At 59.1% G+C, this 15,420-nt stretch carries 11 protein-coding genes; 1 reads left to right on the forward strand and 10 read right to left on the reverse strand.

Translation table 11 applies throughout. The annotated features are described in order from the left end of the window. Positions 1-19: 19 nt before the first annotated feature. The 9 genes from K7A42_RS09190 to K7A42_RS09230 form a co-directional block, all read right to left on the reverse strand. Positions 20-508 (reverse strand): MaoC family dehydratase, encoded by a 489-nt coding sequence (locus K7A42_RS09190; protein ID WP_004437750.1) that lies wholly within the window; start codon positions 506-508, stop codon positions 20-22. A gap of 54 nt (positions 509-562) precedes the next feature. Further along, positions 563-2,518 (reverse strand): glycogen debranching protein GlgX, encoded by a 1,956-nt coding sequence (gene glgX / locus K7A42_RS09195; protein ID WP_174151157.1) that lies wholly within the window; start codon positions 2,516-2,518, stop codon positions 563-565. A 197-nt stretch (positions 2,519-2,715) separates the two neighbouring features. After that, positions 2,716-4,344, reverse strand: a complete 1,629-nt coding sequence (locus K7A42_RS09200) for an alpha-D-glucose phosphate-specific phosphoglucomutase (RefSeq protein WP_100911360.1) — start codon at positions 4,342-4,344, stop codon at positions 2,716-2,718. A gap of 4 nt (positions 4,345-4,348) precedes the next feature. Next, on the reverse strand, positions 4,349-5,791 hold the full coding sequence (gene glgA, locus K7A42_RS09205) for a glycogen synthase GlgA (RefSeq protein WP_044459461.1): 1,443 nt from the start codon (positions 5,789-5,791) through the stop codon (positions 4,349-4,351). 5 nt (positions 5,792-5,796) lie between these two features. Then, positions 5,797-7,059, reverse strand: a complete 1,263-nt coding sequence (gene glgC / locus K7A42_RS09210; RefSeq protein ID WP_004437759.1) for a glucose-1-phosphate adenylyltransferase — start codon at positions 7,057-7,059, stop codon at positions 5,797-5,799. 21 nt (positions 7,060-7,080) lie between these two features. Then, positions 7,081-9,288, reverse strand: coding sequence for a 1,4-alpha-glucan branching protein GlgB (gene glgB, locus K7A42_RS09215; protein WP_006698098.1), 2,208 nt, complete (start codon positions 9,286-9,288; stop codon positions 7,081-7,083). After that, complete coding sequence (locus K7A42_RS09220) at positions 9,288-11,750, reverse strand: glycogen/starch/alpha-glucan phosphorylase (RefSeq protein WP_022563443.1); 2,463 nt, start codon at positions 11,748-11,750, stop codon at positions 9,288-9,290. The genes glgB and K7A42_RS09220 overlap by 1 nt, the downstream gene beginning before the upstream one ends. Before the next feature lie 491 nt (positions 11,751-12,241). Further along, positions 12,242-13,012, reverse strand: coding sequence for a class II glutamine amidotransferase (locus K7A42_RS09225; protein WP_112555372.1), 771 nt, complete (start codon positions 13,010-13,012; stop codon positions 12,242-12,244). Beyond that, a complete protein-coding gene (locus K7A42_RS09230) occupies positions 13,013-13,726 on the reverse strand; it encodes an aspartate/glutamate racemase family protein (protein WP_006698095.1) in 714 nt (237 codons plus the stop codon). 166 nt (positions 13,727-13,892) lie between these two features. On the opposite strand from K7A42_RS09230, the gene K7A42_RS09235 reads away from it, so the two are divergent. After that, positions 13,893-14,354 carry an Lrp/AsnC family transcriptional regulator gene (locus K7A42_RS09235; RefSeq protein ID WP_003508584.1) on the forward strand — a complete coding sequence of 154 codons (462 nt, stop codon included), beginning with the start codon at positions 13,893-13,895 and terminating at the stop codon, positions 14,352-14,354. Between the two features lie 17 nt (positions 14,355-14,371). Here K7A42_RS09235 and K7A42_RS09240 read toward each other — a convergent pair whose 3' ends face one another. Further along, positions 14,372-15,355, reverse strand: coding sequence for an aldose 1-epimerase (locus K7A42_RS09240; protein WP_112555433.1), 984 nt, complete (start codon positions 15,353-15,355; stop codon positions 14,372-14,374). Positions 15,356-15,420 lie beyond the last annotated feature (65 nt).

Raw genomic sequence — 15,420 nt, forward strand, 5'->3', positions numbered from 1 at the left:
GGTCTCTCCCTCGTGGGTTTCAGGCGTCCTCCGGCCTGTCCTCCGGATTGAACTGGCTGATGGTGGTCCAGCGCGCGGTTAGCGCCGGCTTTTTCTCGTTTTCGATTTCCACCGTCACATCGTAGGTGGTCATCAGCATGGAGGCTCCGCGAAAGCGCGTCTCAGCCAGGGTGAAACGGCCGCGCACGCGAGCACCGCTTTTGACCGGAGCGACGAAACGAATGGCGTCGAAGCCGTAATTGATGCCCATAGTCTGCTCGCGAATGCGCGGCAGGGCGTCGTAATTCAGGGCCGAAAGCAGAGACAGCGTCAGGAACCCATGCGCAATGGTGCCGCCAAAGGGACTTTCCGCTTTGGCGCGTTCCGGGTCTGTGTGGATGAACTGGTCATCCAGTGTTGCTTTTGCGAAGCTGTCGATCATTGTCTGGTCGACCGTGATCCAGTCGGAAACGCCCATTTCTGTGCCAACGTGGTTTTTCATCTCGGCCAGCGCAATTTCTTTTGTCATGTTACCTCGTCCGCATTGTCTCCCGCGACTTATACGGCTCGTGACGCGACGGGATCAACCGCGCAGATAAAACACCACCGAACGGGCTGGAAGGAAGGCGGGGTTACCGAAATCCGTGCCGATGGCGGACCAGCCATCGCCCGGCAGGGTGAAAGGCACGATCTCACGGCTGCGGTTTATCAGCACGGCAAGTTCAGCGTCGGCACCAGTTTCCCGGTCGAGGGTGGAAAGCACCATGGCAAAAGCCTGCGCAATTGGCCTTTCCCAGTCTGCCGTCGTCATCGGCTCGCCGGCGGGGGCGAGCCATGTCACATCGCCATGGCCTGAGAAGAAGCCTGTCCCCGAAAACACGTCGAAACGTTTGCGCAATGAAGCGAGAAAGGCCGTATGGTCGATCAATTCGCGGGAAAGCGATGACCAGTCGACCCAGCTTATCTCATTGTCCTGGCAATAGGCGTTGTTGTTGCCTTGCTGGCTGCGGCCGCCCTCGTCGCCCGCCGTGAGCATCAGGGCGCCGCGAGAGACGAAAAGCGTGGAAAGCAGCGCCTTCACATCTGCAATCCGGGCTGCTCCAATGGCGGGATCGTCTGTCTGTCCTTCAAAACCATTGTTCCAGGAATGGTTGTCATTGTGGCCGTCGCGATTGCTCTCGCCGTTTTTCTCATTGTGCTTATGTTCGTGGCTGACGAGATCGTACAGGGTGAAACCGTCATGGGCAGCGAGAAAATTGACGCTACGGGTGTTCTGGCGGCCATGGCGGGAAAAGATCGGCGAGGAACCGGAAAGCGCATCGGCCAGTGCCCCGGTCGTGCCGGTGTCCCCGCGCCAGAACCGGCGCATGTCATCGCGGGCGCGATCGTTCCATTCGAGGAAGCTTTCCGGAAAATTGCCGAGCTGGTAACCGCCGGGGCCTATATCCCACGGTTCGGCGATTAGCAGGCGGTCATAAAGCGCCGGGTCCGAACGCATGGCCGAGAGCGTTTCGCTTGCCATTTCGAAGCCATTGGCCGTTCGTCCGAGCACTGGGGCCAGATCAAAGCGGAAACCGTCCACGCCGGCACTCAGAACGAAATGCCTGAGAGAATCGATAATAAGCTGCCGGATATAGGGATGGTCGCAGGCGACCGTGTTGCCGGTGCCGGTATCGTTGACCAGAACCCCCGGTTTGCCCGGCGGGTGACGAAAGGCGGTGAGATTGTCGAGCCCGCGCAGCGATAGAACCGATCCTTCGATATCGCTTTCACCCGTGTGGTTGAAGACCAGATCGAGAATGACGCCGATGCCCTGCGCATGCAGCGCTGCAACCGTCTCGCGCAGTCCGCGCACGCCACCGGGACAGAGTCGAGGATCAAGCGCCATGAAGCCGACGGGATTATAACCCCAGGCATTGGAAAGGCCGAGAGGCGGCAGGTGACGCTCGTCGATCCACGCGGTAATCGGCATCAGCTCCACCGCGTCGACGCCGATTTTTTTCAGGTGGGCGAGGATGGCGGGATGGGCGAGCGCGGCGACGGTGCCCCGGATGTCTTCCGGCACCTCGGGATGCAGCTGCGAAAAGGACTTCACGGAAAGTTCGTAAATCAGCCCACCTTCGGTGAAAAGCGGGGGTTGGCGCTTGAACGGCTCATGGCTGGCAAGAATTGCCTTGGGCACGATGTGGCCCGTTTCCTGACCAAAGGCAAAAAGGGCTGGATCATGCCGGAAGGAACGATCTATCTCCGTGGCATAGGGGTCGAGCAGCAACTTTGCGGGATCGAACCACAGGCCATGTTCGGGCGAATAAATACCGTGAGCGCGAAAGCCGTAACGCGTACCCGGACCAGCGTCGGAGACGATCAATCCGTGAATGTCGCCTTCGCCGCGCACCATTGGCAGGCGCGCCATCTCTTTTTCCCCGGCCGTATCGAAGAGACAAAGATCGATCTGGGAGGCGTGCCGGGAATAGACCGTGAATTCCGTTCCGTTTTCCGTCTGCAGCGCGCCTTTGGGGAAAACGGAAGGTGTCTGCATTATCTGTCTCCGCTAGATAATATCTCTTCTGAAAAGTATCGGCAGAATAGGAGGGTTGGAAACCCTCCTCCGTCATCCTCGAGCAAGCCCGAGGATGACGCCGAGCAGGGCGGCGGACGTGTCACTCCAACGAGTTGCTTTGTGAACTCATCGTATTGTGCCCGGCTCTCTCAGGAGAAAGCAGCGCCGCAGCCAGCTTATGTGATAACACTCGGCGCGCTTCGTCCCGTATGGGCCTTGATGCCGGCGATCGTATCGGCAACGGCAATCAGGTCGGCGAGCGCTTCCTGGGTTTCGATGCCGTGACGCGCCGCGTCCGGCTCGTAACGCTCGACATAGAGACGAAGTGTGGCGCCCGCCGTACCGGTGCCGGAAAGGCGCAGCACGATGCGCGAACCGCCTTCGAACAGGATGCGGATACCCTGGTTCTTGCTGACGGACTGATCGACCGGATCGTGATAGGCAAAATCATCTGCCGCGGCGACCTTCAGATTGCCGTAGCTGGTGCCGGGAAGCGTCGCGAGCTTTTCGCGCAGGGTCGCCACCAGTGTGTTGGCGGCGTCCGAATCCACTTCCTCATAGTCGTGGCGGGAGTAATAATTGCGGCCATATTCGGCCCAGTGCTTGGTGACGATGTCCTTCACGCTTTCCTTGCGGGCGGCGACGATGTTCAGCCAGAAGAGCACGGCCCAGAGACCATCCTTCTCGCGTACATGATTGGAGCCTGTGCCGAAGCTTTCTTCGCCGCAGATCGTCACCCTGCCGGCATCCATGAGGTTGCCGAAGAACTTCCAGCCGGTTGGAGTCTCGTACATGCCAAGGCCGAGCTTTTCGGCGACACGGTCAGCTGCCGCACTTGTCGGCATGGAACGGGCGATGCCGGAAATGCCTGCCGCGTAACCGGGCGCCAGTCTGGCATTGGCGGCGATGATCGCCAGGCTGTCTGATGGCGTGACGAACATGCCCTTGCCGACGACCATGTTGCGGTCGCCGTCGCCATCGGAAGCAGCGCCGAAATCGGGGCCTTCCGGGCTCATGACATCGTCATAAAGCTCCTTGGCGTGGACAAGATTAGGGTCGGGGTGATGGCCGCCGAAGTCCGGCAGCGGTGTAGCATTGCGGACCGAGCCCTTCGGAGCGCCAAGCCGCTTTTCGATGATCTCAACGGCATAAGGGCCTGTGACGGCGCTCATGGAATCGACCACGACCTTGAAGCCGCCGGCGATGAGGGCACGGATGGCATCGAAATCGAACAGCTCTTCCATCAGGGCGGCATAATCGGCGACCGGATCGATCACCTCGACCGTCAGATCGTCCACCTTGAAGCTGCCCACCTTGTCGAGGTCGATATCGGCGGCGTCTGAAATTTTGTAGCTGTCGATGACCTTGGAACGGGCGTAGATCGCGTCGGTGATCTTTTCCGGGGCGGGACCGCCATTGCCGATATTGTATTTGATGCCGAAATCTTCGGTAGGGCCGCCGGGATTGTGGCTGGCGGAGAGCACGATACCGCCGAAGGCCTTGTATTTGCGGATGATGTTGGATGCGGCCGGCGTGGAGAGAATGCCGCCCTGACCGACCAGAACCTTGCCGAAGCCGGCAGCGGCGGCCATCTTGATCGCCTTCTGGATGACTTCGCGGTTGTAGTAACGGCCATCGCCGCCGATCACCAGCGTCTGGCCTTCAAAGCCCTCAAGTGCGTCGAAAATCGACTGGATGAAATTCTCGGCGTAATTTTCCTGGGCGAAGACGGGCACCTTCTTGCGCAGGCCTGAAGTGCCCGGCTTCTGGTCCTGATAGGGCTTCGTCTGAACAGTCTTGATCATTGGTTCAATGGCCTTTCGAAATAAGCTGGCTGTAAAGCGCGGCGTAAAGGCCGGCGCTCTTTTCCCAGGAAACATCGGATTTCATCCCGAGTTTCTGCATTTGTGTCCATAGTTTCGGGTCGTGATAATAACGGATGGTCCGGCGGATCGCCTGTTTGAGTCCATCAAGCGTGACGGGGGAAAATTGCACACCGGTCGCCGACTTGTTGGCGATGGCGGCATGGTTGGCGTCGATCACCGTGTCTGCAAGGCCGCCGGTGCGAGCGACGACCGGAATGCAGCCGTAACGCAACGCATAAAGCTGGGTGAGGCCGCAGGGTTCGAAGCGCGAGGGGATGATGATCGCGTCGCAGCCCGCCTGCATGAGATGTGACAGGGGTTCGTTGTAACCGATGGCAACGCCGACGCGGCCATGGTGGCGGGATGCGGCCGCCAGGAGCGCACCTTCCAGCGCCACATCGCCCGCGCCCAGCACCACCAGACGGCCGCCGAGGGAAACGATCTCGTCCACGGCTTCGGCCATGAGGTCGATGCCCTTCTGCCAGGTGAGGCGTGAGATGACGCAAAACAGCGGGCTGTCATCGTCATCGATGCGAAAATGTTCGGCGACAGACTTCTTGTTCAGGGCCCGGTTTCTGAGATTGGCGGCGGAATAATTGTCATGAATCAGATGATCCGTTGCCGGGTTCCAGACGTCCGCGTCGATGCCGTTGACGATGCCGTGCAGCACATGGGCTCGGCTGCCGATAACGCCGTGCAGGCCCATGCCGAATTGCGGGGTGAGGATTTCCTCGGCATAGGAGGGACTGACGGTGCTGAGCGCCGTCGCCGTCTGCAGTCCGCCCTTGAGGAAGCTCACATCGTTATAATATTCCACGCCCTCCATGCCGAAAGCATGGGCTGGTAGCCCAAGCTTGCTGAAGATGTTGGCGCCGAACTGCCCCTGGAAGGCAATGTTGTGAATGGTGAGCAGGCTCGGAATTTCAGGCGTTTCGGCATAACGCATGTAGACTGGCGCCATGGCAGCCTGCCAGTCATGAGCGTGCAGGAGATCCGGCCGCCAGTCGGGAAATTCGCCGGCTGCAATGCGGGCCGCCGCCAGCGAAAGCGCCGCAAAGCGCTTCCAGTTGTCGGGATAATCCTTGCCCGTCTGGTCGAGATAGGGCCCGCCGGAGCGCTCGTAATAAGCGGGCGAATCGAGGATGAGGAGATCCAGTCCCTCGTGCCGGCCTTCGAGCAGATCGGCCTTTTCGCCCAGCAGGTCGGTGAATTCGTAACATTTCACCGCGTTCGTCACGGCAGCTTTCACCGCCGGATACCCGGGTATCAGCGTGCGCGTCTTGACGCCATAGGCTTCGAGCGCGATGGGGAGCGCGCCGGCAACATCGGCGAGCCCTCCGGTCTTGATCAGGGGGTAGATTTCGGATGAAACCGAAAGGACATTCATCGGCGCTACAGGTCCAGCTTGTCGATCATCGATTGGGTGATAAGGCAGATGCCGTTTTCGGTGCGGCGGAAACGTTTGGCATCCAGTTCTGGGTCTTCTCCTACAATCAGTCCTTCCGGAATGACCACGCCATGGTCGATGACGACATTGCTGAGCTGGGCATGACGCCCGATCTTCACACTCGGCAGTACTACGGCATTCTCAAGGCGGGAGTATGAATTGGCGCGCACGCCTGTGAACAGAAGGCTGCGGTTGAGCGATGCACCCGAAATGATGCAGTCACCGGAAACGACCGAAGACACGGCCGAACCACGGCGGTTCTCGTCGTCATGGACGAATTTTGCCGGCGGGGTGATCTCCGCATAGGTCCAGATCGGCCAGGATTTGTCGTATATATCGAGGTCAGGCACCACATCCGTCAGGTCGATATTGGCCTGCCAGTAGGCGTCGATGGTGCCGACGTCCCGCCAGTAGGGGCCATGCTCGAAATCCGAACGCACGCAGGAGTCTGCGAAGCGATGGGCAACGGCTTTGCCGTGTTTCACGATATAGGGAATGATGTCCTTGCCGAAATCGCGGCTGGAAGTGGGGTCTGCGGCGTCGCGGCGCAGCGCTTCCATCAGGAATTTCGTGTGGAAGACGTAGATGCCCATGGAGGCGAGCGCAAAACCCTCATTGCCGGGAATGCCGGGCGGATCGGCGGGCTTTTCAATGAAATCGATGATCTCGTCTTTTTCATTCACATGCATGACGCCGAAGCCGGTTGCTTCCATACGCGGCACTTCAAGGCAGCCGATCGTCACATCCGCACCGGAATCGACATGCTGCTGCAGCATGTATTCGTAGTCCATTTTATAGATATGGTCGCCGGCGAGGATGACCATGTATTCCGGCCCATAGGGCTCGATAATGTCGATGTTCTGGTAAACCGCGTCTGCCGTACCTTCATACCATTGCGTTTCGGAAACGCGCTGGGAGGCGGGCAGGATGTCGAAGCTTTCGTTACGTTCGGGGCGGAAGAAGTCCCAGCCGCGCTGCAGGTGCCGAATGAGGGAGTGCGCCTTGTATTGCGTGGCGACGCCGATGCGGCGAATGCCGGAATTAAGCGCGTTGGAGAGCGCAAAATCAATGATGCGCGCCTTGCCGCCGAAATAAACGGCGGGTTTTGCCCGGCGGTCCGTGAGTTCCTTCAGGCGGCTGCCTCTGCCGCCCGCGAGGACATAGGCCATTGCATCACGCGCCAAAGGCTGAACTCTTTTTTCCGACATGGTGTCCTCCCTCTCTGTCTGTCAGTTTTCCGGCTCGAGCATAATCGTGGCGAGCGGCGGCAGGACGAGCATCGCCCCGATATCGCCGCCGGCATCGACCGCCTGAACGCGTCCGCCATTTCCCTTGCCGCTGCCGCCATAAATTTCGGCATCGGTGTTGAGAATCTCCCTCCACCGCCCCGCCTGGGGCAGCGGCACATAATAGTTTTCCCGATAGACCGGGGTGAGGTTGCAGATGACCGCGACCGGCTTTTCGCCGGGCGCCGTGCGCAGCCAGGCGAAGACGGAATTCTCGTGATCATCGACCACAAGCCAGCGGAAGCCGTCGGGTTCGCAGTCCCGGGCATGCAGGGCGGCTTTGGATCGGTAGGTGAGGTTGAGATCACGCACGAGGCGGCGCATGCCCTCATGCATCGGATATTGGCGCAGGTTCCAGTCGAGCGCGCCCTTTTCGCTCCATTCGCTCCACTGCGCAAATTCCTGACCCATGAACAGCAGCTTCTTGCCGGGATAACCCCACATGAAGCCGTAATAGGAGCGGAGATTGGCGAATTTCTGCCAGTCATCGCCGGACATTTTGGCGATCAGCGACCCCTTGCCATGCACGACCTCGTCGTGGGACAGCGGCAGCACGAAATTTTCGGTGAAGGCGTAAAGCAGGCCGAAGGTCAGTTCCTGATGATGGAACTTGCGATGCACAGGCTCCCGCGAGAAATAACTCAGCGTGTCGTGCATGAAGCCCATATTCCACTTGAAACCGAAACCGAGACCGCCCTCATGAACGGGCTGCGACACTTTCGGCCAGGAGGTGGATTCCTCGGCAATCGTCATGACGCCCGGATGGGTGCCATAAACGAGGGAATTCATCTTCTGCAGGAAGCGCACGGATTCGAGATTTTCGCGCCCGCCATATTCGTTCGGGATCCACTCACCTTCCTTGCGGGAATAATCGAGATAGAGCATCGAGGCGACTGCATCGACGCGCAGGCCGTCGAGATGGAATTTTTCAGCCCAGTAAAGCGCGTTGTTGATGAGGTAGGACATGACCTCGACGCGGCCGAAATTATAGATCGCCGTGTTCCAGTCGGGATGGAAACCCTGACGTGGATCGGCGTGCTCATAGAGTGCGGTGCCATCGAACCAGCGAAGTCCATGTTCGTCGGTCGGGAAATGTGCGGGAACCCAGTCCAGCAAAACGCCGATGCCAACTTTGTGAGCGCCATTGACGAAGCGGGCAAACCCTTCGGGATCGCCAAAACGTGCACTTGGGGCGTAGAGACCCGTCGTCTGGTAACCCCAGGAAGGGTCATAGGGATGTTCCGTAATCGGCAGGAACTCGATATGGGTGAAGCCCATATCCGTACAATAGGGAATGAGCTGGGCGGCGAGCTCGTCCCAGCTTAGGAAGGTGCCGTCCTCACGACGCTGCCAGGAGCCGGCATGTACCTCATAGATGCTGATCGGCTGGCGGCGCTGGTCCACCTGCGCCCAATGCTCCCTATGGGCCTGATCTTCCCATTTTTGCGTCAGTTCAGACGTAGTGACGGAAGCGTTCTTCGGCCGCAACTCGGCGCGGCGGGCATAGGGGTCGGCCTTCAGCGGCAGCAGCTCGCCGTTTGCACCGAGAATCTCGAATTTGTAGGCGCAGCCGGCATAGACGTCGGGCGCGAAGATTTCCCAGATGCCCGTATCCTTGCGGAAACGCATCACATGCCGGCGGCCGTCCCAATTGTTGAAATCGCCGACGACGGAAACGCGCCGTGCATTCGGCGCCCAGACGGCGAAGTGAAAACCTTCAACGCCTTCGAGCTTCAGCGGGTGTGCGCCCATCTTGTCGAACAGCCGCAGATGCGATCCTTCCCGGACGAAATAATCATCCATGGGGCCGAGAACCGGGCCGAAGCTGTAGGGGTCTGTCACAGCCCACTCGGCATCATCGCGGCAGGCGCGGTAACGCACCGGCTGGCGTTTCGAAATATCGATCGGGCCTTCAAAAAAGCCGTCCGGGTCCAGCTGCTTCAATTCGCCCACGAAATTTCCGTCCAGCGTCAGGACGGAAACCTCCTCGGCACCCGGAATGAAACAGCGGGCAGAAAACCCTTCCGGCGTTTCGTGAACGCCGAGAAGGGCAAAGGGATTGGAATGCAAACCGCTCTTGATCGCCTCGATTTCAGCCTTCGTGATGTCGCCAGTCTTTTTTTCTTCGGCCGAATTGAGCGGTTTTTTCATCAGGCTCTCCAGATCTCGGTGGCATATTGGCGGATCGTCCTGTCGGACGAGAACCAGCCCATGCGCGCCGTATTGCGCACTGTTTTGGCGTACCAGCTATCCGGATTACTCCAGATCGCATCTACTTCTCGCTGCGCACCGGCATAGGCGTCGAAATCGGCGGCAACCATGAACCAGTCGCTGTTGTAAATACCGTCGATCAGGCCGGCGAATCGTGAGCGGTCATCCGGCGAGAAGACGCCTGATGCGATGGACGAAAGGGCCTGCGACAGTTCCGACGATCCTTCGATGATCGCGCGGGGATTGTGACCCTCTGCACGGGCTCTGGCCACCTCATCGGCCGTCATGCCAAAAATGACGATGTTGTCTTCTCCGACATGATCGCGCATTTCAACGTTGGCGCCATCGAGCGTGCCGATGGTGAGTGCGCCGTTGAGGGCGAATTTCATGTTGCCGGTGCCGGAGGCTTCCATGCCGGCCGTCGAGATCTGTTCGGAGAGATCGGCGGCGGGTACCATGATTTCCGCGAGCGAGACGTTATAGTTCGGAACAAATACCACTTTCAGAAGCCCGCGCACGGCCGGATCGTTGTTGATGACCCGGGCAATATCGTTGGCAAGCTTAATGATCAGCTTCGCGTTGTGGTAACTCGGCGCCGCTTTGCCTGCAAAGAACTTAACGCGCGGAACCCAATCCAGTTCCGGGTGAGAACGAATCTGGTCATAAAGCGCGACGGTTTCCACGAGGTTCAGAAGCTGGCGCTTATATTCATGGATACGTTTGATCTGGATGTCGAACATGGCCGACGGATCGACGCGAATGCCCATGCGCTGCGCCACCGTATTGGCAAGGCGCACCTTGTTCAGACGCTTAACTTCGGCGAATTTCTCGCGGAACGCGGCATCGTCGGCGAAACGGTCGAGCGCTGTCAGCTTTTCCGCATCATCGAGGAAATCGTCGCCGATCGTTTCGCGAAGCAGGCTGGTGAGGCCGGGATTGCACTGCATCAGCCAGCGGCGCGGTGTGATGCCGTTGGTCTTGTTGTTGATACGGTCAGGATAGAGGCCGTGGAGATCGGCAAAGACCGTCTCCTTCATCAGCTCGGTATGGAGGGCGGAAACGCCGTTGATCGAATGAGAGCCGATGAAAGCGAGATTGCCCATGCGCACGCGGCGCTCGCCGCCTTCATCGATGAGCGAGATGGAGCGGATCTGCTGATCCGCCATCTTCTTTTCCTTACGGGCAAAGAGCAGCGTATTTGCGTTGATGGCGTAGACGATCTGCATGTGCCGGGGCAGAAGACGTTCGAGCAGCGGCACGGGCCAGCTTTCCAGCGCCTCCGGCAGCAGCGTGTGATTGGTGTAGGAGAAGGTACCCTGGGTGATCTTCCAGGCCTCATCAAATTCCAGCCCGTGCACATCGCATAGAAGGCGCATCATCTCCGCAATGGATATGGCCGGATGTGTATCGTTTAGCTGGATCGAGACCTTTTCCGGCAGCGAAGTAAAATCCGGATATTGCTGCAGATGGCGGCGCAGAATGTCCTGCAAGGAGGCGGAGGAGAAGAAGAATTCCTGCCGCAGGCGCAGTTCCTGACCGGCAGGTGTCGCGTCAGCAGGATAAAGAACCCGCGTCAGGCTCTCCGCCTTGTTGCTTTCACGCAGCGCGCCGATGTGGTCGCCAGCGTTGAAGGCAGCCAGCAGAATGGGATCGATCGGCTGTGCCGACCAGAGGCGGAGCGTGTTGACGCGCGTGCCGCGCCAGCCGACGACCGGCGTGTCATAGGCCATGGCGATGACGCGTTCGGCCGGTTTCCAGACGAAACGCTGCGGATCTTCATAACCGCCGATCGTCTCTACAGATCCGCCGAAGCCGATTTCGTAGGAGCTTTCGCGGCGTTCGAATTCCCAGGGGTTACCGTGGGCAAGCCATGTTTCCGGCAGTTCCACCTGCCATCCGTCAGCCATCTGCTGGCGGAAGAGGCCATGCACGTAACGGATGCCATAGCCATAGGCGGGGATATCAACCGTCGCCATGGATTCCATGAAACAGGCGGCGAGACGGCCAAGGCCGCCGTTGCCAAGGGCTGCGTCCGGCTCCAGCCCGGCGATGACGTCAAGATCGACGCCGAGGGAGGACAGCGCGTCGCGGATTTCATGCATCAGGCCGATATTGGAGATGGCGTCGCGCATCAGGCGGCCGATCAGGAATTCGAGCGACAGGTAATAAACGCGCTTGGAATTGTTGGCATAGGCCTTGCGGGTGGATTCCATCCACTTGTCGATGATGCGGTCGCGTACGACGAGAATGGTTGCGGTCAGCCAGTCATGCGGCTTGGCAACCTTGACGTCCTTGCCGATACGGTAGGTGAGGCGTTCGATGATTTCCGACGCCATGATTTCCGGGTTGGAACTGCGCGGCGCGGGACGGGGGAGATCGGCGGCGTTGAGATTATTGATCATTGGTCGGTCAGCACCTTGGTGGGAGGAGAGGGTCTGATGAGGTCGATCCGTGTTGCCTTTGCTGATGCCAGTTTATGCATCGATATGGAGGTGTGGCAACAGCAATTTTTTCGGAAAGTTGAACGGCTTAGGGTGATGAAAAATAAGACTTTTTACTCTGCGTTCCGAGGATCGCCGAAGGGATTGCCGGCCCATTATGGGTCGGTCCTGAACGGGTTTGCATGGTCTTCGCGATGGCGGGCAACGTGCAAGAAAGGGAGAGGCTGCAACACTTCTAAATGGTTCACCGGTCCTGAAATCTGTTTCGCTCTAATATTCCGTTTTGCGCGTCGAGCCGAAAATCGTGCTTATTCCGATCCGACGCCATGGACCACACACTAGCCTTCGCGGCTGCAAAAATTCAATGAAAATAAACGAGGCATCGCGGCAGCCGCACCGGTCGACGGAAGCGACGCCGCGAAACCGGGAAAATGCGGCCAGCAAAGCCGGGATTACGGAAGGAAAAAAGCCTGTGTCGTCATTTTTCCGGCGCGGATCGTCACGCTGGTATTTGGTGGAACGGCGCACCAGGGAGCACAATCGAAGGAAAAGGGTTCCGAACTCAACGCAATGCCTTCGTCCAGACCGCGCCAGTAAAGTGTCGGCGGCTTGTCATCGCTTGACCAGCGGAAGGCGTGAACGCAATCACCATCCATCAGAACGGCGCTGAATCTCAATGCGGAAGAGACACCTGCCGCCATCATCTTTTCCTGGCAAAGCCGCAGCGCGGTAGAGATGGCATTGACCGGGTCCACCTCAAGGCCATGGCCGGCGGCAATCAAGAAGATCGCTTCGCTATCGCCCGTGCCGCGTCGGGATGCATAGATGTCATCGGGGATAAGGTAATCGATATCGCGCCTGATCTGCTCATAGCCACCGATCTGGCCGTTATGCATGAAAAGGTATTTCCCATGCGCAAAGGGGTGGCAATTGGCGCGCGAGACTTCGCCCGACGTGGCGGATCGCACATGCGCCATGAACATGCCCGACCGAAGCTGGTGGCAAAGTGCCGCGAGGTTGGCGTCTGACCAGGCCGGCCGCGTGTCGCGAAAGACGCCGGGCGTTCCGCGTTCGCCATACCAGCCAAGGCCGCAACCATCACCATTGACGACGGTCTTGGCTTCCCTTGCTGCCATGGACTGGCTGACCAGCGAGGCTTCCGGCTCGATCAGCAGGCTGTCGAGCCAGACCGGTTTACCGGAATAGGCAAAGAGGCGGCACATTCATGCGGCTCTGTCGAAAGCCTTGTCTCCGAGCGCAAAGCCGACGGCGGCCTTCGCGTGAATGGCGGTCGAATCGTAACCCGGCAGCGGCAGGGCGTCGGGATCGATCAGCAGGGAAATTTCGGTGCAACCGAGAATGACGGAATCAACGCCGAGTGCGCGGGCCTTCTCGATGACCGCAAGATAGCGGTCACGCGAGCAGGACTTGATCTCGCCCTGGCACAATTCACCGAAGATGATGTCGTGGATGGCGGCCCTGTCTTCGGCATCCGGCACGACCACGTCGACGCCGTGGCGGCGCATCCGGTCCGTGTAGAAACCGTGTTCCATCGTGTAGCGGGTGGCGAGCAGCAGCGGCTTGCGGCGTCCATCCGTTTTCAGGGCGGCTGCGGTCTCGTCGATGATGTCAATCAGCGCCACGCCGGACATTTTCGCAACGGTATCGGCAACGAGATGCATGGTATTGGTGCAGATCAGTACACAATCGGCGCCGGCATTGGCAAGGCGCGCGCCTGCTGCACCCAGCAGCGCGCCGGCCTCATCCCAGCGGTCTGCCTTCTGAAGGGCGACGACCTCGGAAAAATCGAGCGAATGCATGACGATATCGGCCGAGACCAGGCCGCCGCGGCTGTCGCGAACCGCCTCGTTGATCATGCGGTAATAGGTTGCGGTGGATTCCCAGCTCATGCCGCCGATCAGGCCGATCCGTTTCATAAGAGTTCCCTTTTCAACTTTGATTGAAATAAGAATGCCATCGTCGCAACGAAAACGGCATGCGTTTTTGCGCAGTTTTCGCGGCCTGGATGCAAACTCGGCGCGCTTTCTGTCCCGGTGTCGCAAATTTCTTGCGCGCTTGCGTTAACCTGTGCATTGTTCACTGATGATTGATGACCGCGACCGCCGAATCCTTGCGATTCTCCAGGAAAATGCCGAAACCCCGCTCGCCGATATCGCAGAGGAAGTTTCCCTGTCGCTATCGGCCTGTTCGCGCCGCATCACGCGGCTACGAACGGAAGGTTACGTGACAGGCACCATGGCGCTGCTCGACCGGCGGAAGATCAATCTTCCGACCACGGTTTTCCTGCTGGTAAGAACGGGCCTTCATGCGGAGGACTGGCTGGACCGGTTCCATGCCGCGGTCAGCACCATCCCTGAAATCGTCGAGGTTCACCGGCTCACCGGCAATTTCGATTATATTCTGAAGCTCGTACTGCCGAATGTCGAATATTACGACACGGTCTACAAACAGATTCTACGCCGCGTGCAGCTTTACGACATGTCCGCCTATATCTCCATGGAGACGGTGAAACTGTCGTCTTCGCTGCCGACGACGCATATCTGAGGGCTATCGAACCGTGATCAGCGTGCTGCCTTGAAACGAACGCCAAAGCGGAAGCTTCGCGTCTCGCCCGGTCGAAGCGTGATTGCATCCGCGAGTTCCGCCTGGTTGAAGGCGTTGGTCGGCGTTTCCACGGGTTCGAGCGCGATGGAGCGCCGCCTGTCGCGTGCGAGCGTATCCCCGGTAAAGACATGCATGTGCCCACGCTCCTGCCAGACCGTCAGGCTTGAACCGTCATGCGGGTTTTCGAGCCTCGTCTCGTAACGCCCGTTTGCGGATGCAATCAGATCGGTGAAACAGGCATCGACCACATGCCCGGCCAGCGGGGTATGGAGAAAAAGGGTGTCGTTCCGTTTGACTAACCCGCCCTGTGGGTTTCGCAGGGGGATGAGATACTCGTTTGTTTCAATTGCTGTTCGCGAAGGCAGAGTGAGGAGAAGGTCGTCGATAGACGTGTTGCCGGGCAGGCGGAAATAGGGATGCCAGCCGGCCGCGAAGGGCAGGGGCCGGTCGTCGCGGTTGATGCCGCGTATGTCGATGGTAACGTCATGGCCGACGAAGCGATATTCCACTTCGATGGCGAGACGGTAAGGATAACCGCTGAAATCCGCAGGCGATATTTCGGCACGGAAGATGAGAGTATGAGCGCCGTTTTCCTCCGATGACTGGGCGAGGACGAAGGGCAGGGCTCTGGCAAATCCGTGGAAGACGAGGGCTTCATGGGCAAGCACCGGCTCAATGCGGTGCGTCTGCCCGGCAAAACTAAACCGACCATCCGGGATGCGGTTGGAGAAGGGCGCGAGAATGCCGTTCCTCACGCCATTTTGGGACTGCATTTCGGCGGGCGTCGAATATCCGTCGACAAGATTTTCGCCTCCGATGCCATCGGCAGAGACCGGCCGCCAGCTCAGAAGCGTCGCCCCTTGATAGGCGATTTCGGCAATGAAACCGGTTCCAGAAACGGTCAGACTGGCAATTCCCGTGCCTGTCGCGGAGGTGGTCATCGGGAAATTGTCCTTTGCATACATGCGTCTGCCGTCATCGGGGCCACTGCCGTGCCGATTCGCCT

The sequence above is a fragment of the Agrobacterium sp. InxBP2 genome, assembly GCF_026191755.1.
Classification (GTDB): domain Bacteria; phylum Pseudomonadota; class Alphaproteobacteria; order Rhizobiales; family Rhizobiaceae; genus Agrobacterium; species Agrobacterium pusense.

Coding starts and splice junctions, on each gene's coding strand:
- K7A42_RS09190 (WP_004437750.1), bottom strand. CDS start 508: ATGACAAAAGAAATTGCGCTGGCCGAGATGAAAAACCACGTTGGCACA.
- glgX (WP_174151157.1), bottom strand. CDS start 2,518: ATGCAGACACCTTCCGTTTTCCCCAAAGGCGCGCTGCAGACGGAAAAC.
- K7A42_RS09200 (WP_100911360.1), bottom strand. CDS start 4,344: ATGATCAAGACTGTTCAGACGAAGCCCTATCAGGACCAGAAGCCGGGC.
- glgA (WP_044459461.1), bottom strand. CDS start 5,791: ATGAATGTCCTTTCGGTTTCATCCGAAATCTACCCCCTGATCAAGACC.
- glgC (WP_004437759.1), bottom strand. CDS start 7,059: ATGTCGGAAAAAAGAGTTCAGCCTTTGGCGCGTGATGCAATGGCCTAT.
- glgB (WP_006698098.1), bottom strand. CDS start 9,288: ATGAAAAAACCGCTCAATTCGGCCGAAGAAAAAAAGACTGGCGACATC.
- K7A42_RS09220 (WP_022563443.1), bottom strand. CDS start 11,750: ATGATCAATAATCTCAACGCCGCCGATCTCCCCCGTCCCGCGCCGCGC.
- K7A42_RS09225 (WP_112555372.1), bottom strand. CDS start 13,012: ATGTGCCGCCTCTTTGCCTATTCCGGTAAACCGGTCTGGCTCGACAGC.
- K7A42_RS09230 (WP_006698095.1), bottom strand. CDS start 13,726: ATGAAACGGATCGGCCTGATCGGCGGCATGAGCTGGGAATCCACCGCA.
- K7A42_RS09235 (WP_003508584.1), top strand. CDS start 13,893: ATGATTGATGACCGCGACCGCCGAATCCTTGCGATTCTCCAGGAAAAT.
- K7A42_RS09240 (WP_112555433.1), bottom strand. CDS start 15,355: ATGACCACCTCCGCGACAGGCACGGGAATTGCCAGTCTGACCGTTTCT.